Raw genomic sequence first — 19,738 nt, forward strand, 5'->3', positions numbered from 1 at the left:
ATCAACCTATTAATCCATATCCAGGGTGACCCCCTCCATGAAACCTGAATTACCTGTGTCGTTGCTGTGGAGTTTAATCATAAGTCGCAGGTCGTTCGGCGAATCAGCATGATGCAGTGCATCGGCGTAGCTGATCTCCCCTTCACAGTAGAGCTTGAACAGCGCCTGATCGAAGGTTTGCATCCCCTGCTCGTTGGACTTGGCCATGGTCTCCTTAAGCACGTGCAGCTCGTTCTTTTGAATAAGACTGGCCACCCTGGGAGTGTTAATCAGCACTTCGATGGCGGCGCGCCGACCGCTGCCGTCCACCTTGGGCACCAGCTGCTGGGCCACAATACCACGCAAGTTAAGCGACAGGTCAAACAAGAGCTGTTGGTGCTTACTCTCAGGCACCAGGTGCATGATGCGATCCAGCGCCTGGTTGGCGTTATTGGCGTGCAGGGTTGCCATACACAAGTGGCCGGTTTCGGCGAACGACAGGGCAAACTCCATGGTTTCCTGGGTACGGATCTCACCGATAAGGATAACGTCCGGCGCCTGGCGCAATGAGCTCTTGAGCGCCGCATCAAACGACTCGGTATCTATACCCACTTCCCGCTGGGTGATAATGCTCTTGCCGTGTTGGTGAACAAATTCCACCGGATCTTCGATAGTAAGTATGTGTCCCCTGGCATTGGCATTACGGTAACCGATAAGTGCCGCCAGTGAGGTGGACTTACCCGTACCTGTTCCCCCTACCATAATCACCAACCCACGCTTGCTCATCACCAAGTCTTTGAGGATGGGCGGCAGATACAGCTGCTCCACAGTAGGGATCTTGGTTTCGATGCGCCGCATCACGCAGCCCGCCGACTCCCGTTGCCAGAAGGCACTGACCCGGAAACGCCCCAGCTCCTTGGCGCCCACGGCAAAGTTACATTCACGGGTCTCGTGAAACTCTTTTTTCTGCTCCGGCGTCATCAAAGATTCGACAAACTCCAGCGACTGCGCCGGGGTAAAGGCGTTTTCCGCCAAGGGTCTGAGTTCACCGTCCACCTTGGCACTGGGAGGAAAGGCGGCGGTAACAAAGAGATCCGAGGCCTTGCGCTCCACCATAGCCTTGAGAAAAGGTCTGACGTCCATGGGGACTCCTTAGAAATTCGCTTGTTTGTTGGAGCTCTTGGCCATGGCATCCTCCCGACTGATCAAGCCGCGATTCACCAGGTTCTGCAGGCTCTGCTCCAAGGTTTGCATGCCATGAGCCATACCGGTTTGGATAGCAGAATACATCTGTGCCACCTTGTCCTCACGGATAAGGTTTCGGATAGCCGGGGTACCCATCATGATCTCATGGGCCGCCACCCGGCCGCCGCCAACCTTCTTGATTAGGGTCTGGGAGATAACCGCCTGCAACGACTCAGACAACATGGTACGCACCATGTCCTTCTCGCCTGCGGGGAATACGTCAACCACACGGTCAATGGTCTTGGCCGCCGAGGTGGTGTGCAAAGTACCGAACACCAAGTGGCCGGTTTCTGCTGCTGTCATCGCCAGGCGTATGGTTTCCAAATCCCGCATCTCACCGACCAGAATGACATCCGGGTCTTCACGCAGAGCGCTTCTGAGGGCGGCGTTAAAACTGTGGGTATGGCGGTGCACTTCCCGCTGGTTGATAAGGCATTGCTTGTTTTGGTGCACAAATTCGATAGGGTCTTCAATGGTGAGAATATGATCGTGGCGGTTCTCATTGACGTAATCTATCATCGCCGCCAGGGTAGTACTCTTACCCGAACCTGTGGGGCCGGTTACCAGCACCAGGCCGCGAGGATATGAAGCGATTTTCTTGAAGATTTCCGGCGCGCCCAGTTGTTCCAAAGTCAAAATATCGCTGGGAATAGTACGAAAAACCGCGGCGGCGCCGCGGGACTGATTGAAGGCATTGACACGAAAACGCGCAAGATTGGGAACTTCAAAGGAAAAGTCGATTTCCAGAAACTCTTCATAATCCTTACGCTGCTTGTCATTCATTATGTCGTAGACAAGTCTGTGAACCCCTTGGTGATCAAGCGCAGGGACATTAATCTTTCTGACCTCACCGTCGACGCGTATCATGGGAGGCACACCGGCCGATAAGTGCAGATCCGAAGCGTTATGCTTTACACTAAAGGCCAATAATTCAGTGATTTCCATAGTTTGGGATATCCGTTCAACCAAAAAGTTTACATCATGACAACAATAGCAGACAGACTGGCACTAGCCCAGCGCAGGATAGCTCAAGCGGCGCAAATTTCGTCCCGAAATGCAAGCGAGATCAAGCTGCTGGCTGTCAGCAAGACCAAACCGGTCGCCGACATTGAACAAGCTTATGCCGCCGGGCAACGTTGCTTTGGCGAAAACTATGTCCAGGAGGGGCAACAGAAAGCCATGGAATTGGCACAGCGCTGTCCCGATATAGAATGGCACTTTATCGGCCCGCTGCAATCCAATAAATCAAGAATTGTCGCCGAGCACTTCCATTGGATGCACACCCTGGAGCGGGAAAAGATCGCCCGCCGCCTGTCGGAGCAGCGCCCTGAAGGCATGCCTCCACTGGAAATCTGCATTCAAATCAATGTTTCGGGTGAGAGTTCCAAAGCAGGAATAGCAACACAGAGCGAAATGTTTGAGCTGGCGAGCCTGGTGGACTCATTGCCCAACCTCAAACTCAGGGGACTGATGACAATTCCCAGTGCCGGTGAAGGACCAAGGCTTGAGGCGGAGCTGTCGCACATGCAGCAACTGTTTGCCGAACTGAAGCTCAAGTTTCCACAGGTGGATACCCTGTCCATGGGTATGAGTCAGGATCTTGAACTCGCCATCGCCAAGGGCTCTACTATGGTCAGAGTCGGCAGCGCTATTTTCGGCGAGCGTAACTACGGCTGATAAACCAGCCAATAAGATCTGAGATTGGCCGCTGAGACCTTGTTTTTGATAGTATTGGCCCAAATACTAATATCTCCCGCACGGTCAAAGCCGATGCGGGATACACTCCAATCACAAGTGACAGGGGACAGCATGGCTCAAAAGAAAATCTGTTTTATCGGCGCCGGCAATATGAGCCGCAGTATCATCAGCGGGCTGGTGGGCAGCGGTTATCCGGCTGAATTGATCCAAGCCAGCAACCCAAGCACAGCTAAACTCGATGCCCTCAAGCGCGATTTCGGCATCCTCACCACCACAGACAACCAAACCGCCTGTGACTGGGCCGATATCATAGTGCTGTCGGTCAAACCGCAACTGATGCAGCAGGTGTGTGAGCAACTGGCAACACTGCCGCTGGCCGACAAGCTGTTTATTACCATAGCGGCAGGGATCCCGGCCGCCAGATACAATGACTACTTCGGCCAACAGATTAAGCTTATCCGCACTATGCCCAACACCCCAACCCAACTTGGCTGTGGCATGACAGGCCTTTATGCCGCAAGTGGGGTTGAGCAGGCGGATAAAGATCTTTGTCAGCAGATTATGGCCAGTGGCGGCGAGACCCTGTGGGTAGACAAAGAAGCGGATCTCAATTTGGTGATCGCCTTGGCGGGCAGCTCTCCAGCCTATTTTTTCCTGTTTATGGAAGGCATGATGGATGCGGCCAAAGAGCTGGGGCTGGATGAATCCAAGGCCAGGTTACTGGTGCAGCAGGCGGCGCTGGGTGCCTCACAGATGGTGATTCAAAATCCTCAGCTGAGCGCCGGCCAACTGCGGCAGAATGTCACCTCCAAGGGCGGTACCACCCATGAAGCAGTGGAAACCTTCCAACGGGGTGATCTCAAGGGACTGATCAAGCAAGCAATGAACAACTGTATTGCCAGGGCTGAAGCCATGGCCAAAGAATTCTAAACGACCCAAGGGCGAAACTTTTCATGAATGACGCATTGATTTACCTGATTACAGTCGTATTCGACCTCTATTTTATGGTAGTCATACTGAGGATCTGGCTGCAGCTGGTGCGGGCAGATTTTTATAACCCCTTCAGCCAGTTTATCGTCAAGGCCACCCACCCCATTGTGGCGCCCATGCGGCGGATACTGCCCTCCATAGGCAGTCTGGATACGGCCTCTGTGGTGCTGGCACTGCTGGTGGTGGTGGTCAAAATACTCTTGCTGACCCTGATGGCGGGCCAGGAGTTCAACCTGGTTGCCACCTTGATGTTTGCGCTGGTGTCCTTGTTTAAAAAGGCTGGGGTATTGCTGTTCTGGATCCTGATCATCCGCGCCATCCTCAGTTGGGTCAGCCAGGGCCGCAATCCGATTGAGTATGTGATGATGCAGTTGACCGAGCCACTGCTGGCGCCCATTCGCCGCTTCCTGCCCCCCATGGGCGGGCTGGACTTGTCGCTGCTGGTGCTGATGGTGTTGATGAATTTCATTAACATACTGCTGGCCAAGACGATTCCTTTCTGGGCCATTGCCTGATGAAAGCTGTTAGCTGGGAGCAGCAGGACCTGTTGCTCAATCTCTATATCCAGCCCAAGGCCAGCCGGGATCAACTGGTTGGCCTGCATGGTGAAGAGTTCAAGGTGGCCATTACCGCGCCACCTGTGGACGGCAAAGCCAACGCCCACCTGACCAAGTATCTGTCCAAGGCCTTCAAGGTGCCCAAGGGGCAGATAGCCATAGTCAAGGGAGAGCTGGGCCGCCATAAGCAGGTGCGTATTGAAGCGCCCAAGATATTACCCGCAGAAATCGAGGCCTTACTCTGATGCCATGGCAGCAGACAAGGGACTATAATCAACTCAACACACTTAACCTCAGGTAAAGCATTATGTTGCGCAAATTTTTGACCCTGCTTTTGTGTCTCGGCTCTCTGACCGGTGTCGCTCAGGCCGAACAGAAACAGACCGTCGGCCATTTCGATATCCACTATATGGCGCTGGGCAGCACCTTTTTGACGCCATCCATCGCCAAGAACTATGGCATAGAACGCAGCCGTTATACGGGTATCATCAATATCGCCGTACTGGATACCAGTGAAGAGGGCAATCCGGCAGTACCGGTCGAGATATCCGGCCTGGCCAACAACCTTATCGATGCCAGAATGCAGTTGAAGTTCCGTGAAATTCGCGAGGGTGATGCCATCTACTATATTGCCGAGGTGCCCTATCGTGACGATCAGGAGATTAACTTTCAAATCCTGATCAAACACGGCAACGAGCTCAACACCACTCTGGCCTTTAAACAGAAATTCTACGTCGATTGAGCTGTACATTCCGTCAATAGAGCGCCGCCGAATGAGCGGCGTTTTTTATGGCCGCCCCGAGGGGTATTGACTGCCGACTTAGAGAAACGACAGCAGCCATTAGGGCTCAAACCTTCCACGGCTCTACTTGTTTTCGCGCCTTTTCATTGTCGCTGAGTGAGTAAACTCTTTTGCAAAATGGTACTATTGCCGGCATTGCGAAATAAGGAAAATCCAAGATGAAACAGATAGTGCTTGCCAGTGGCAATAAGGGAAAACTCAAAGAATTCGCCGAGATGTTCAGCGCCTTCAATATTGAGGTGTTGCCACAAAACCAATTCGACGTGCCTGAAGTGGCGGAAACCGGCACCACTTTTGTTGAAAATGCCATTATCAAGGCGCGCCATGCCGCCGAAATCACCGGCTTGCCCGCTATCGCCGATGACTCAGGCCTCGAAGTTGATGCTCTGGACGGCGCTCCCGGCATCTATTCTGCCCGTTACAGTGGCGCCAACGCCACGGCCGAAGGCAACTACAACAAGCTGCTTGGCGCCATAGAGGCAACGCCTGCCCCCCGTACCGCCCGTTTCCAGTGTGTACTTGTGTATATGCGTCATGCCAAGGATCCGACTCCCATTATCTGCCAGGCCGCCTGGGAAGGTGAAATAGGTTTTGAACCCAAGGGTGACAATGGCCATGGTTATGATCCCGTATTCATTCCCTGTGGTTACCAGCAAACTGCCGCCGAGCTCAGCAGTGATGAAAAGAACCATCTCAGCCACAGAGGCAAGGCGCTGAAATTGCTGCTTGAAGCCTTCAAACAACAGGGGATCCTCGGCTAATGCTGACGCTGCCACCGCTAAGTCTCTATATTCATATTCCCTGGTGTGTGCAGAAATGCCCTTACTGTGATTTCAACTCTCACGGAAAACAGGGTGAGCTGCCACAGCAGGAATATGTCGATGCTCTGCTTGGCGATCTCGACGCCGACCTGCACTATGTTCAAGGCCGGCAACTGCACAGCATCTTTATCGGTGGCGGCACCCCCTCCCTATTCGATGCTGCCCAGATAGGCAGGCTGCTGCAAGGCGTGAATCGGCGCATTCCCTTTACCGATGACATAGAGATCACCATGGAGGCCAACCCAGGCACTCTGGAACATGATGACTTCAGCGCTTACCGCGCAGCAGGTGTCACTCGCCTCTCCATAGGTGTGCAAAGCTTTGCCAAAGACAAGCTCAACCTGCTGGGGCGAATTCATGGCAAGGATGAAGCAGTCAACGCCGCCAAAGGCGTTGCTGCAGCCGGATACCAGAGCTTTAACCTGGATCTGATGCACGGTCTACCGAACCAGAGCTTTGAAGAGGCCATGGCCGATATCGACACGGCGGCGGCGCTCAATCCTCCGCACCTGTCCTGGTATCAGCTCACCATAGAGCCAAACACCCTGTTTCATTCACGCCCGCCGCAGCTGCCGGACGATGAAGCGCTTTGGCACATCTATGAACAGGGCCAGCAAAGACTCGCAGCCCTTGGCTACCAGCAGTATGAAATATCCGCCTACGCCAAACCCGGTTTTCAGTGCCGCCATAACCTCAACTATTGGGAGTTCGGTGATTATCTGGGAATTGGTTGCGGCGCCCACGGCAAGCTGACGCTACCGGAGCAGGACCGCATAGTACGCACGGTAAAGATAAAACATCCAAAGGGTTATTTGGCCACAGAGGATTATCTATTTGAGGTAAGTGATGTACTGCCCAAAGACAGGGCGCTGGAGTACCTGATGAACAGGCTGCGACTGATGAGCCCCATCCCCTGGAGCGAATTTGAAGCGCGCACCGGCGTTGCGGCCAACACCCTGGATAAAGGCATGCAGCAGGCCGCCGAGCGCGGGCTGGTGGAGATCACTCCCGGCTACTGGAAGCTCACTAACAAGGGACATATGTTCGTCAACGATCTGCTGTCGCAGTTTTGTTAACTCCATCTCTTCTTAGCCTCCTCTTGCTGCTGCCAAAGCGAAAGCAGCAAGAGGAAATATTTTCTAACATTTACGCCAATACTTAATTACTCAACTTCATTAGGATTAACTTCTTTAGACGCAAATGAGCCATAGCAGTCGCGGTTTCTGTGCGTCTTTCCTGACTCGGGCCATCGTCATCCGGCCTGCCATTGCCAAGCAAAAAGGAAGTTGTCCATGCCTATAACCATAAGAAAAAGTCTGTTGACGCTGGCCCTTGGCGCCGTTTTAAGCAGCAGTTATCCCCTTCTCGCCCAAGCCTCCGTCTCCGGGCAGAGTAACCAAGCATCAAACCTGGCTCCTGAGGTCATCAAGGCCGAATCCGCCAAAGCCAACGCCCTGTTTGAAGCCATCTTCAACGAGGATGTCGCCGCCAGCTCGGTGCGGCAGACCTTTCTTGGTATCAAGACAGATTACGGCAAATGGGACTCACTGGGCGATGCGGCCGATGATGCCGCGCTTGCTCGCGCCAAGCAGCAGCTTGAGCGCCTGTCACAACTGGATCCGACAAAGTTGGACTCACAGAGTAAGTTGAGCCTGGAGCTGTTAACCGCCAAACTGCAACGCCAGATCCGCGATGATAAGTTCCGCCACTACAACTACCCGGTCAACCAGATGTACGGCATTCACTCGCTGGTACCTTCATTGTTGATAAACCAACACTCGATAGCCAACGAAGCCGATGCCCGCGCCTATATCAGCCGTATAGCCGGGGTTCCTGAGCTGTTTGAGCAGCTGATCACCGCCCTCGAGGTTCGCGCCGAGGAAGGCATAATCGCCCCCAAGTTCGTATTCCCCCACGTACTTTCAGACAGCCGCAATATTATTCATGGCGCGCCGTTTGATGGTGAGCCGGACAGCGCTATCTGGGCCGACTTCAAGGGCAAGTTGGCAAAACTCAAGCTGAATGAAGACACCCAAGATAAACTGCTGGATCAAGCCGCCATCGCCCTCAAAGAACAATTGAGGCCAGCTTACCAAAAGCTGATTGCCTATCTCGAAACCCTGGAAAAACGGGCCGACAGCAGAGATGGTGTCTGGAAATTCCCGAGCGGCAGCGCCTTCTACAACAATGCCCTGGCCAATACCACCACCACAGAGATGAGCGCCGATACCATTCATCAATTAGGACTGGACGAGGTCGCCAGGATCCACGGCGAAATGCGCGCCATCATGGACAAAGTTGGCTTCAAGGGCGATCTCAAAGCCTTCTTCGAGTTTATGCGCCAAGATGAGGACTTCTACTTCCCGGACAATGACGCCGGCCGCCGGGCCTACCTGAGAGAGGCCATCGCCCTTATCGATAACATGAACTCGCGCCTGGATGAAGTATTCAAGGTAAAGCCCAAGGCGCCTTTGATAGTCAAACAGGTGGAAGCCTTCAGGGAGAAGTCTGCCGGCAAGGCTTTCTACAACCAGCCCTCGGCCGATGGCAGTCGCCCGGGAACTTACTATGCCAACCTCTATGACATAATGGCTATGCCCAAATACCAAATGGAGGCACTGGCCTACCATGAAGGGATCCCCGGGCATCACATGCAGATAGCCATAGCCCAGGAACTGGAAGGACTTCCCAGCTTTCGTCGCTTCGGCTCTTACACGGCTTATATCGAGGGCTGGGGCCTTTACAGTGAGTACTTCCCCAAGGAGATGGGGCTTTACAGCGATCCCTACTCAGACTTTGGCAGATTAGCGATGGAGCTATGGCGCTCCTGCCGTTTGGTGGTAGATACCGGGATCCATGCCAAGAAATGGACTCGAGAGCAAGCCATAGCCTATTACATGGATAACACTCCCAATGCCGAATCTGACGCAGTAAAAATGTTTGAGCGGCACATAGTTATGCCCTCGCAGGCAACCGCTTACAAGGTGGGGATGAACAAGATACTTGCGCTTAGAGCCTACGCCAAGGAGGCGCTGGGTGAGCGTTTCGACATTCGCGCCTTCCACACTCTGGTCTTGAAAAACGGCCCCTTGCCGCTGAATGTACTGGAGCAGGAGGTAAAAGACTGGGTAGCCGCGCAAAGCCAAGCTTGAAACTGAATCAACTGCCTCTCCCATGAGCGGCTTTTTATGCGCTTGATTCCGTCCTGAAAACAGGCATAAAAATACCCCGGCCACCTGGGCCGGGGTAAACCAAAATCAGGATGATGGTTTTAAGGCCGACATTGTTTTAGTTCGAAAACCTGGGTCGGCATTGATAAGGGCTTAACACTCTGTGTTGAACCAAGCAGTCTACAGCAGGAGGGGTCAGTCCCGCGGCACACCCGTATGTTGGTTCCACCCGAATCAACTGCAACCATTGTATTGATTTCAGAACAGACTGCAACTGGGTTATTAAAAATCTTTAAAGCCCATCAAATAATAAAGCGGTTGAATAAACCAATAAAACCCTAACATCCATATGATATATAAACAAAAAACACCCAAGCGGAACTTGAGTGTTTTTCATTGTTCTATTATAAGAACGATATTTCTTTATTTTTCCTGGCGTTGGGCAAACAGATCTGCATATTTTTTGTCCCAATAAGGTGGCGTACCTATATGATCCTTGATGAACTCGATAAAGGCACTCACCTTGGGGGCCAAGTGTTTACGTCTTGGATAAACAGCCTGCAGCGGCAGATGATGAGTCAGTTGCCAATCGGGAAGCAGAGGAACCAGAGTACCTTTTTCTATTTCATCTTCCAGCAGATAACTGGCGAGATAAACCACCCCAAGCCCACTGACAGCGGCAGACTTAAGCGCCGGCGCATTGTCGACTCTGAAATTACCCGAAACCCCTATCTCACAGTAATCATCGCCCTTCTTGAATTGCCAAACGCTGTGCTCATGCCATTCACCGTGGTAAACCAAACAGTTGTGCTCCACCAGCTGCTCCGGACGGGCCGGCATACCGTGAGCTGCAACATACCCGGGGGATGCCACCAGCAGGAACTGACACTTCATCAGCGGGCGGGCCACCATTCCCAGAGGCAGTTGCTCTGACATGGTCAGCAGCAGATCCAGGCCTTCACTGACCACATCAACCTTATGGTCCAACAGGCTCACCTGCAGCTCGAGATCCGGATGACGGGTCATAAACTCGGGCAGTGCCGGAATAATATGCATGGTGCCGAATGACTGGGAGATACCTACCTTGAGCACGCCTCGGGTGGCATCATTAAGGTTGTGCACACTGGCCACCGCCTGATCCGCATCCCGGAGCAGTTCTTCCCCTTGCACATACAGCAGATTACCGGCTTCGGTGAGGCTTAAGCTACGGGTCGTTCGCTGGATCAACTGGATCCCGAGTTTATGTTCAAGATCGGCAACCTGGGTACTGACCTTGGATTTGGATATTCCAAGCCTGCGCGCCGCTGCACTGAAGCTGCCGGCACGGGCGACATGAGTGAAAATAGCGATAGGTTCTAACAGTTCTAACATGAAAGTCGCCTTAAGCCGTTTACAACACTGGTAAAAGCTTTCCTGGAAAAGCGACGGGCCTCACCGTCAAGACCCCAAAATGGGGTGTGGGCTGCCGGGTTTTGGAAAGCGCACTGGGTAGAGTCACTGAGTCCTGACTTGGGTGTCAGTTTTATTATTTTTGCGAAGTATACCAATTCTTTGTTATTGACTCTAACCCAAGGATAGCTTTGAGCCAAAAAAACCGCCGCAGTGATGGCATAATCAACAGACAACCAATAAAAAACCCCTGTATCAAGGGAGGGGAAGATACAGGGGGAATCACCAGCTTAAATCTTATTGCTGCAGTTCAACCTTGCCGGACAGTACCTGGAATTCGCCCAGCTCAGGGATCTGCTTGCGTAACTTGTCTTCCAGCACCAGCAAACGTTGGAAGTTGTCGCAAAGCGCGTCGGCTCTCTGCTCCATCTCCTGGGCACGAGACTCCATTTGCACTTCAATATCCTTGCCCATCTTTTCCATCTTCTGGCTGAAGGCATTGATCTTCTCATCAAAGGTTTCGCCCTCACCTGACATCATGGCGCTGCCCATAGCCATAATTAAACTGCCTAGCGACTGCTGCACCAGTTGCTCTATCTCTTTGGAAAACTCATCACCAAAGGCGTTTTCCAACGACTCTTCAGTGGCCCCGAGGAAGTACTGGTCACCATTGCGATGAGCCACTTCATAGACTCTCTGTTGCAGACTGCCCATAGTTTCATCCAACTTGGCAGCGGCGGCATCCCCCAAGAGTGGTGTCAGGGCCATGCTCAGGGCCTCGCTCGCCATGGTGACGGCATCTTCCACCAAAGAGATGACTTCGGGTAACTGCTGAGCCATGGCATCCGAGTACTCGTTGACAAGCTTGCTCTGCTCGGCATTCAAGACCACTTCTTCACCTTCCACATAGAGGCGGCCCGGCTCAATTCGATAGTGTTCTTTCCCTTGATTACTGACACTCAGCTTCTTGGGTTCCAGTGAGATGTCGTAGTTGAGCGACATCTCGCATTGCTCATCTCTTGGCTCAAAGTTGATCGCCATAGCAGGCGCCGCCGCAAACAGTGCACACACCAAAGATATTCCACCAATCGCTTGTTTCATTCTGTCTTCCCTCTCGTTTTAATCTGCCGAGTAAACTTGATTACCGCTTATGGCTCAGAATAAAGCAGACTTTGTGCCAAAGTTATAATTAACTGATATTAAAAGAATTAATATCAAGAAAGGCAGCAAAATATGAAAATCCACCATCTACGAGTGGCAAATTTTGCCAACTTGTAGCCGTTATGATGAATAAGACACAAGAAACCAAAGAAAGGTTTAACAGGGAATACTCAGGATGGCCTAGACAGTTCCTTTTCTTCACTGCATTCGGGATTAAAAGCCATGATAGCCGCTGTGCCAGCAGCTTAAAGTCGTGGAGCAAGTGCATCCATGCACAAGGGCCAGTTCGCCCCTTCGAACCAATTGGCAACAATGCCAGCGACGGCTCCAAAGGGGACCTGGTGCAACTCTTCCCACACAGAGTTGTTTTGAGCTGCAGACATACGCCTATTTTCCAGGCACAGGCGGAACTGTGACCGTCGAAAACAGGGCCGAATTTTGTTCCAGACAAATGTCGGCATACACTCCATCCATGGAGATAAGGGACGTATTAACGCCGAGTCACAGGATCGCCTGTGCGAAAGGCGCACCGCAGGTGATGGGCTGCAACTTAGATTACAGCTAACACCAAGTTTATTGGTGAGATTTGGTTCAAAGCCATGATAGCCCCTGTGCCAGCGGCCTAAAGTCGTGGAGCTTCGAGCGGGGTCGGTGTAATTCTGTGAGAATGGAGTAGCTTGAAACATCTGAAGTGTCCGCAGACATACACCTCATTTTCAGGCACAGGCGGAACTGTGACCTTCCGAGCCAGGGATGGCGAGGCAGAGCTTACAGGGATGTACTTGCAGCGAGTCACAGGATCGCCTGTGCGAAAGCGCACCGCAGGTGATGGGCTGCAACTTAGCTGGCAGCTAAAACCAGGTTTATTGGTGGGATTTGGTTCAAAGCCTGATAGCCGCTGTGCCAGCGGCCTAAAGTCGTGGAGCAAATGCATCCATGCACAAGGGCCAGCTCGTCATCCATGACTCGCGCTCGAAAGCATGTTGCTACGCAACTCTCGCCAAACCACACCGGGCAAGAGGCTTTGCTTGTCCAAAGCCCCTTGCATCCCCAAGGACACCCCGACGTAGCCGAAATCCCCGCTGGCTTATGAAACAAACTGGCTACACTCAGGACTCGCCAAATGCATCCATGCATAACGGCCAGCTCGCCTTCCTTGGCTCGCGCTCATGAACTTGTCGCTTCGCAACATTCGCCTTGCTCGACCTTCGAGCCTCGACATCCCTGTCTCGGCTACGCCAATTTGCAACAACGCCAGCGGCGGCTCCGAAGGGGAGTCGGTGCAATTCTGTAAGAGCTAACTTGTTTGAAGCGACCTATATGCCCGCAGACATACACCTCATTTTCAGGCACAGGCGGAACTGTGACCTTCCGAGCCAGGGATGGCGAGGTAGAGCTTACAGGGACGTACTTGCAGCGAGTCACAGGATCGCCTGTGCATAAGCCTGCGGCAGGCAATGAGCAACATCCGTTGCCGGAAGTTCGGCCAATACGAGCTTAGATACTTTTAGCTGGAAGCTATGCTAGCCGCTGTACCTGCGGCCTAAAGTCGTGGAGCTTCACCCCACTCCCGAGGAAAGGGGGCTGTATCGACTCGCCCCCTTTCCAAACCCCCAGCGACCCGCCACGCAGCGGAAAACCCCTTGTGCTTATGATGCCAATTCGCTATCGCGCCAGACGCTCAGAGTCACATCCATGTGACTCTGGCCCAGCTCAACATCCTGTTTCGCGCTCGTTAGCTCGTCGCTAGGCGACACTCGCCCCTGATTCGACTGAGCTGCGTCAGCATCTGCCGGACAGGAGTCCCAATGCCGTGAAGGGCTGGACGCCCGTGAACGGCCATGCCTCGCTACGCGATTATCATCAACGCCCTGCGGCCGCTTCGAGCGGGAGTTGGTGCAATTCTGCAATCATAGCGTTGCTTGAAATTGCTTATATACCCACAGATATACGCCTATTTCCCTGGCACAGGCGAAACTGTGACCGTCGAAAACAGGGACGTATTCACAACAACTTCCCTGTTTAACGGCCAGCGCACCGCAGGTGATGGGCTACATAGTGGCCGGAAACCCGGCAAGCGCCTAATGTGCAACTTTAGGCTGAAAGCTATGGTATGGCGTAAAAAACAAAGGCAGCGGAATGCTGCCTTTGGGATCAGAAAATTGAGCGGCCAACAGCCAGCCTGAGTTGCTCCAGCGCTGCCGTTCCGGCGAGTGAGTTGCCGCTGCGGTCAAGCTCAGGCGACCAGACACAGATGGACATGTCACCGGGGATCACCGCGATTATGCCACCACCGACTCCACTCTTGCCCGGCATGCCGACCCGGTAGGCAAACTCACCGGCGCCATCATAAAGCCCGGATGTAGCCAAAAGTGCATTGAGTCTGCGGCTCTGCAGCGGTGATATCAGCGCTTTGCCATCCAATGCCTTACCGCCTTGGACCAGATACATCATAGCCCGGGAAAGATCGGCGCAGCTCATTTTCAAGGCGCAGTAATGGAAATAGCTTCGCAGCACAGTATCCACATCATTGTTGAAGTTACCGAAGGACTTCATCAGATAGGCAATGGCAGCATTGCGGGCACTGTGCTGATACTCGGAATCGGCCACCACCTTGTCGTAGCAGATATGCGGATTACCCGCCAAACGGCGAACCACTTCCAGCATTCTGTGCTTGGGCGCTCCGAGGCGACTCTGCAGCAAGTCGGCGATGACCAGTGCCCCGGCATTGATAAAGGGATTACGGGGAATGCCGCGCTCCAACTCCACCTGCACCAGAGAATTAAATGAGTGACCCGACGGCTCTTTGCCTACCCGGCTCCAGATTTCGCTTTCTTCATAGAGTGTCAGCGCCAATGTCAGGCTGAACACTTTGGAAATACTTTGAATGGAAAAAGGCTCTAAATAATCCCCTGCCCCCACTGTGGTGCCGTCGGCCATGGTAACGGCAATCCCCAGCTTGTTGGCATTGACCCGGGCAAGGGCCGGAATATAATCCGCCACCTTACCCTGGCCAATCAGAGGGCGAACCCTGTCGAGCACCTGCTCAAGCAAGGCCTCGTCCGGGATCAACTCCACCAAATGTCGTACAGCTCAGTGACTTCCAACTCGCTGATTGGCTGAGCTTCCCAGAATGCCTTGACTGCGCTTCTGTCATCTTCGGTGCACTTGCCAATTCTTTGGGTGGCAATAATGCCTTCCCACTCTCTGTGGCCACCACCGTGGAAGCCCAAGCCTCTAGGTTCTATAACTTCATCAATAAAACGGTCGACCAGGGGATCTATCTGTTCCTCCGACACAGAGTCGGCAAAGCGCCAACTAACGTCAAATCCCAACTCCTGGAATTCATCAACACGCAACTTCTTGCGCAAACGACGACTGCGAATAGCCATACTGCTTCTCCCTCAGGTGTAATTACTCTGTACGTTCGAACATCAGATCCCAAACACCGTGACCCAGGCGCTGGCCGCGGGCCTCGAACTTGGTCAACGGACGATAATCCGGCCGTGGCACTACAGTGCCATCGCTGGAAAGGTTGCGATAGCCGGGGGCGGCATTCATCACTTCCAGCATGTGTTCGCTGTAGTTTTCCCAATCGGTAGCCATGTGGAACACACCACCAATTTTCAGTTTACGGCGCACCAACTCGGCAAAGGCCGGCTGCACTATGCGGCGCTTGTGGTGGCGTTTCTTGTGCCATGGGTCGGGAAAAAACAGCTGCAGCCGCGCCAGAGAATTATCGGCAATGGCATGCTCCAGCACTTCCATGGCATCGTGATGGAATACTCTCAGGTTAGTGACTCCGGCTTCGCCGGCATCGGCAAGACAGGCGCCCACACCAGGCTTGTGCACTTCGATACCGATAAAGTTAAGCTCAGGGGCTTCCTTGGCCATGGTCACCAGTGAGGCGCCCATACCAAAACCTATCTCCAGCACTGTATCTGCCTCACGGGCAAAGACGGCGTTCAAATCCAGAGGCTCGGGAGAATAATCCAGCCCCATGCTGCCCCAATGCGCTTCCAAGGCCTGGGCCTGGCCCTTGGTGAGGCGCCCCTCACGCAGCACAAAGCTTCTTACTTTGCGCAGATACTTGCCTTCTTCGTTAAACTCGGCCGTTGTGACTTCGCTCATTTTTGCCCCTAGAGAGGTGTGAAAAAGAAGGGCATTATCCAAAGTTCACCATACAGTGCAAGCCCTGATGCTGAAAAAGTATACCAACAATCCACAAGAACGAAATAAGTCAATCATTTGAGGGGATCAATCTCCTTGTTTCGCCCCTTGGCTGCGGCTACACTGCGCCGATGAACAAAACAGCCTCTTTCGCAGAACGTATCGTAAAATGGTACGACTTGAATGGTCGCAAGACTCTGCCATGGCAACAGCAAAAGACCCCATACAAAGTATGGATTTCTGAAATCATGTTGCAGCAGACTCAGGTCGCGACCGTTATCCCCTACTTCCAAAAATTCATTACCCGTTTCCCCGATGTTGTCAGCCTGGCCAATGCCGACATAGACGAAGTGCTGCATCTGTGGACAGGTCTGGGCTATTACGCCCGCGCCCGTAACCTACACAAGGCCGCCATCAAGGTGCGTGATGAGTTTAACGGCGAGTTTCCAACCGACTTTGACTCGGTACTGGCACTGCCGGGCATTGGACGCTCAACCGCAGGTGCTGTGCTGTCGCTGTCTTTGGGGCAACATCACCCCATATTGGATGGCAATGTCAAACGGGTACTCGCCCGCCACGGCGCCATAGAAGGTTGGCCCGGGCAAAAGGATGTGGAAAACCAACTCTGGCAGCTGACAGAAGCGCTCACGCCCAAGGCCGAGATCCAAAAATACAACCAGGCGATGATGGATATAGGTGCCACCATATGCACCCGCTCCCGCCCCGCCTGTGACCAGTGCCCGGTCGCCCGCGACTGCAAGGCGCAGCTAATGGGGCGCCAGGGCGACTTCCCCGGCAAAAAGCCGAAGAAGGCGATTCCGGCCAAAGAAGCCTGGCTACTGGTGCTGGAACACGATGGCGAGATCTTGCTGCAGCAAAGGCCCCCCGCCGGGATCTGGGGCGGCCTCTGGTGTTTCCCCGAGTTTGGTAACAGACAAAACCTGCAGCAAGCCGCCAAAGCCTTGGGGCTTGCAGAGCACAGCATCACTGAGCTGCCCGGTTTTCGTCACACCTTCAGCCACTTTCACCTGGACGCTCAGCCTATGTTGCTGCGACTAAAGAGCAAAGTAGCCACAGACATGCTGCTGGACCAAGGTCACAGCGCCCAGAGTAAAGACAGGGTAATGGAACCCAAACCCTGTCTCTGGTATAACTTAAACCAACCTTCCCGGGTGGGACTGGCCGCTGCAACAGAGCGGGTATTGGCCAGCCTGGAACCGAGTCTGACCAAGGAGTAAACATGGCACGCACAGTTAACTGCGTCTATCTCAAGAAAGAAGCCGATGGCCTGGATTTCCAACTGTATCCCGGCGAACTCGGCAAGCGCATTTTCGACAACATCAGCAAAGAGGCCTGGGGCCTGTGGCAGAAAAAACAGACCATGCTGATCAACGAAAAGAAACTGAATATGATGAATGTCGATGATCGCAAACTGCTGGAAGAGCAGATGGTCGCCTTCCTGTTCGAAGGTCAGGAAGTACAGATTGAAGGTTATGTGCCACCGGCAGAAGATGAATAAGCCGCCATAGCTGTAGCGAGCGAAATGAGAAAAGGCCCTTATGGGCCTTTATCTTTTGCTGTCGCGACGAGATTTATCGGCCAGTTCGTGGCGAATTCAGGCACGAACACCATCCAGGGCTCACCGGCGATATACTCGATTGGCAATGGACTTGGGACCTTGCAGCATCTGTGCTGTGTGGACAGAACTCTTGGTGCGGTTTGTTTATGACTGCAGGCCTGTAAAGGTTTCGAGGTTGTCAGTTATAGTGAGATGTTAGTTAACCACTGGTTGACAATCAACAAGCGATTAGGTGGTTCTCGACCAAAAAGATTATAATTTGATATTTCTTTATCCTTAATCATCTTCTCTTGTGTTGCCTTATCACCAAAGTCAAAATTGACTACGGGATCTAGTTCACAAAACTCAGTTTGTTGAATATCAGTAAAATTGGACTGCCTTCACTGCTCTCTTCATAATCTAACCTCAATCCCAGGCGCAGGTGCGACTTGCGTTGAAACTATATTTAATAGCTTAATCAAACAAGCATCGAATACTGGCACATCATTGTTTGGGCTAAAACGACTCAAAACTGAGCCGATAGGGCCTGTCAATTGCCTCTCGCAGATCCGCCAGAGAAAATACCCGCTGCAACTCGGCAAACTTTTCGCCGCCAAAATAGACCTGCACCACGGGCAGACTGAAGATACTCATCTGGGCAGATAACTGCTGGCCAGGGCCCTGACAATCGATATAGGCCGCCTGCAATAGTGGATACTCGTCGGCCAACATGGCGCTTATTCTGGGCTTCAACGCCTGACACACGCCGCAATGCTCGCCGCCGAACAGCAACAATACCGCGGGTTGGCTTTCGAGCAGTTGTTTAAGCTGCTCAAGGGTTTCGATATTCAACATGGTTTCAACTCACAACTCACCGGCGGCTCAGGTATCCGGGCCTGATTGTTTTTATTGGCGCTCATTGTGCCATATCGGCGCTGACTTTCGGTGACTTTCGGTGACTTTCGCTGCCAGTTTACAAGCCAAAGAAAAAGGCGCCGACGGCGCCTTCTGTAAAAACTATTGTGGGTTACTGTTTAACCCCTTCAACCACCAGGTCGAGTTTGACGTGAGTGGAAGCCGGGCCCAGATCGGTAGTAATCTTGTAATCCTTGAGGGCAAACTCGGTAGAACCGACAAAACCGGCGCGGTAACCACCCCAAGGGTCCTGCCCTTCACCGATAGCCTTGGCATCTATGGTCAGCGGCTTGGTGACCCCATTGAGGGTAAAGTCACCGGTAATCGCCAATTCGCCATTGCCTTTGTCCTCCACCTTAGTGGACTTGAAGCTGGCCTTGGGATACTTGCCGGCATTGATGAAGTCGGCCGAACGCAAGTGCTTGTCCCGCTCGGCATGGTTTGAATCCAGGCTTTGGGTGTTGATGGTCACATTCACCTTGGCATCTGCCGGGTTGGCCTTGTCAAAGCTGAAGCTGCCTTCAAATTCGTTAAAACGCCCGACCACAAAGCTGTAGCCAAGATGGTTGACTCTAAAGTTGATAGAGGCATGGGCGCCCTGGGTATCAATCACATAGTCGGCGGCATTCACGGCGCAAGGCAATAACAGGGCGCTGCCAAGCATACCGGCAAACAGGGTCTTTTTCATTTTGCTATCCTCTCTTGAGTTTAATCATCCTGACGAGTGTCTGATCTTTGTCGATAAAATGGTGTTTCAGCGCCGCCAAGGCATGCAGCACCACCAGGGCTATCAAGCTATAGGCGGCGTATTTATGTATCGCCCCGGCGATATCGGCCTGATTGTTAAACAGCTCACCGACACCCGGCAGCTCAAACCAGTCAAATACCGCGATACCCCGGCCATCGGCGGTGGAGATCAATATGCCGCTCAACATAATCAGCAGCAGCAACAGGTAGAGTCCCCAATGCGCCAAACGGGCCGCCTTCTGCAGTAAAGGCTTGTCCGGTATCGCCTGTGGCGACGGGCTCAGTAGTTTCCACAACAATCTGACCAAGGTAAGCGCCAACAGCAAAATGCCGATACTCTTGTGCAAATGCGGCCCCTTCTGATACCAGGCACTGTAATAGGTCAAATCAACCATCCAGTAGCCGAGCCCAAACAGGCCTATCACGGCAATGGCCGATAACCAGTGGTTCAAAATGCTGACAAGGCCGTAGCCCTGACGAGTGTTGGCAAGCATTTTCTATCCTTAAGCTATGTCTTAAGCACATCATATGGAAAC

The 19,738-nt window shown here is 52.9% G+C and carries 20 protein-coding genes; 10 read left to right on the forward strand and 10 right to left on the reverse strand.

Going from position 1 to position 19,738, the window contains the following annotated elements; all coding sequences use genetic code 11:
• Positions 1–9: 9 nt before the first annotated feature.
• A complete protein-coding gene (locus SIL79_RS00920) occupies positions 10–1,122 on the reverse strand; it encodes a PilT/PilU family type 4a pilus ATPase (protein WP_144361728.1) in 1,113 nt (370 codons plus the stop codon).
• A gap of 9 nt (positions 1,123–1,131) precedes the next feature.
• Positions 1,132–2,169: a type IV pilus twitching motility protein PilT gene (locus SIL79_RS00925; protein ID WP_025009461.1), complete on the reverse strand. Its 1,038-nt coding sequence runs from the start codon at positions 2,167–2,169 to the stop codon at positions 1,132–1,134.
• Positions 2,170–2,205: 36 nt separating this feature from the next.
• Between SIL79_RS00925 and SIL79_RS00930 the strand changes: the two genes are divergently transcribed.
• From SIL79_RS00930 to SIL79_RS00965, 8 genes are all read left to right on the forward strand, one after another.
• Complete coding sequence (locus SIL79_RS00930; protein ID WP_144361729.1) at positions 2,206–2,901, forward strand: YggS family pyridoxal phosphate-dependent enzyme; 696 nt, start codon at positions 2,206–2,208, stop codon at positions 2,899–2,901.
• A gap of 132 nt (positions 2,902–3,033) precedes the next feature.
• Positions 3,034–3,852 (forward strand): pyrroline-5-carboxylate reductase, encoded by an 819-nt coding sequence (gene proC / locus SIL79_RS00935; RefSeq protein ID WP_144361730.1) that lies wholly within the window; start codon positions 3,034–3,036, stop codon positions 3,850–3,852.
• A gap of 23 nt (positions 3,853–3,875) precedes the next feature.
• Positions 3,876–4,427 carry a YggT family protein gene (locus SIL79_RS00940; RefSeq protein WP_039034907.1) on the forward strand — a complete coding sequence of 184 codons (552 nt, stop codon included), beginning with the start codon at positions 3,876–3,878 and terminating at the stop codon, positions 4,425–4,427.
• Positions 4,427–4,714 (forward strand): DUF167 family protein YggU, encoded by a 288-nt coding sequence (yggU, locus tag SIL79_RS00945; RefSeq protein ID WP_037467122.1) that lies wholly within the window; start codon positions 4,427–4,429, stop codon positions 4,712–4,714. Before SIL79_RS00940 ends, yggU begins: the two co-directional genes overlap by 1 nt.
• Positions 4,715–4,776: 62 nt before the next feature.
• Positions 4,777–5,211, forward strand: coding sequence for a DUF4426 domain-containing protein (locus SIL79_RS00950; RefSeq protein ID WP_071476997.1), 435 nt, complete (start codon positions 4,777–4,779; stop codon positions 5,209–5,211).
• A gap of 218 nt (positions 5,212–5,429) precedes the next feature.
• Entirely contained in the window at positions 5,430–6,032 is a 603-nt protein-coding gene (gene rdgB, locus SIL79_RS00955) for an RdgB/HAM1 family non-canonical purine NTP pyrophosphatase (RefSeq protein ID WP_028779022.1), read from the forward strand.
• Positions 6,032–7,168: a radical SAM family heme chaperone HemW gene (gene hemW / locus SIL79_RS00960; RefSeq protein WP_319618903.1), complete on the forward strand. Its 1,137-nt coding sequence runs from the start codon at positions 6,032–6,034 to the stop codon at positions 7,166–7,168. Before rdgB ends, hemW begins: the two co-directional genes overlap by 1 nt.
• Before the next feature lie 216 nt (positions 7,169–7,384).
• Positions 7,385–9,244 (forward strand): DUF885 domain-containing protein, encoded by a 1,860-nt coding sequence (locus SIL79_RS00965; RefSeq protein WP_319618904.1) that lies wholly within the window; start codon positions 7,385–7,387, stop codon positions 9,242–9,244.
• A gap of 441 nt (positions 9,245–9,685) precedes the next feature.
• Here the strand turns inward: SIL79_RS00965 and SIL79_RS00970 are convergent, their stop codons facing one another.
• The 5 genes from SIL79_RS00970 to trmB form a co-directional block, all read right to left on the reverse strand.
• The gene (locus tag SIL79_RS00970) at positions 9,686–10,633 is read right to left on the reverse strand and encodes a LysR family transcriptional regulator (RefSeq protein WP_039034912.1); all 948 of its coding nucleotides are present in this window, start codon (positions 10,631–10,633) and stop codon (positions 9,686–9,688) included.
• A gap of 315 nt (positions 10,634–10,948) precedes the next feature.
• Positions 10,949–11,752 (reverse strand): YggN family protein, encoded by an 804-nt coding sequence (locus SIL79_RS00975; RefSeq protein ID WP_319618905.1) that lies wholly within the window; start codon positions 11,750–11,752, stop codon positions 10,949–10,951.
• Positions 11,753–13,966: 2,214 nt separating this feature from the next.
• Positions 13,967–14,881, reverse strand: a complete 915-nt coding sequence (gene glsB / locus SIL79_RS00980; RefSeq protein ID WP_039034940.1) for a glutaminase B — start codon at positions 14,879–14,881, stop codon at positions 13,967–13,969.
• Positions 14,881–15,204, reverse strand: a complete 324-nt coding sequence (locus tag SIL79_RS00985) for a YggL family protein (protein ID WP_025009472.1) — start codon at positions 15,202–15,204, stop codon at positions 14,881–14,883. Before SIL79_RS00985 ends, glsB begins: the two co-directional genes overlap by 1 nt.
• A 22-nt stretch (positions 15,205–15,226) precedes the next feature.
• A complete protein-coding gene (trmB, locus tag SIL79_RS00990; RefSeq protein WP_039034913.1) occupies positions 15,227–15,943 on the reverse strand; it encodes a tRNA (guanosine(46)-N7)-methyltransferase TrmB in 717 nt (238 codons plus the stop codon).
• Between the two features lie 170 nt (positions 15,944–16,113).
• Between trmB and mutY the strand changes: the two genes are divergently transcribed.
• Both mutY and SIL79_RS01000 read left to right on the forward strand, forming a co-directional pair.
• Positions 16,114–17,220, forward strand: a complete 1,107-nt coding sequence (gene mutY, locus SIL79_RS00995) for an A/G-specific adenine glycosylase (RefSeq protein WP_208157501.1) — start codon at positions 16,114–16,116, stop codon at positions 17,218–17,220.
• 2 nt (positions 17,221–17,222) lie between these two features.
• Positions 17,223–17,501, forward strand: a complete 279-nt coding sequence (locus tag SIL79_RS01000) for an oxidative damage protection protein (RefSeq protein WP_039034915.1) — start codon at positions 17,223–17,225, stop codon at positions 17,499–17,501.
• Positions 17,502–18,056: 555 nt separating this feature from the next.
• Here the strand turns inward: SIL79_RS01000 and SIL79_RS01005 are convergent.
• The 3 genes from SIL79_RS01005 to SIL79_RS01015 form a co-directional block, all read right to left on the reverse strand.
• A complete protein-coding gene (locus tag SIL79_RS01005; protein ID WP_039034916.1) occupies positions 18,057–18,395 on the reverse strand; it encodes a thioredoxin family protein in 339 nt (112 codons plus the stop codon).
• A gap of 172 nt (positions 18,396–18,567) precedes the next feature.
• A complete protein-coding gene (locus SIL79_RS01010; RefSeq protein WP_319618906.1) occupies positions 18,568–19,143 on the reverse strand; it encodes a YceI family protein in 576 nt (191 codons plus the stop codon).
• A gap of 4 nt (positions 19,144–19,147) precedes the next feature.
• Positions 19,148–19,696, reverse strand: a complete 549-nt coding sequence (locus tag SIL79_RS01015) for a cytochrome b (protein ID WP_071476904.1) — start codon at positions 19,694–19,696, stop codon at positions 19,148–19,150.
• Positions 19,697–19,738: the final 42 nt, after the last annotated feature.

It is taken from the genome of Shewanella indica (genome assembly GCF_033842865.1).
Classification (GTDB): Bacteria; Pseudomonadota; Gammaproteobacteria; order Enterobacterales; family Shewanellaceae; genus Shewanella; species Shewanella indica.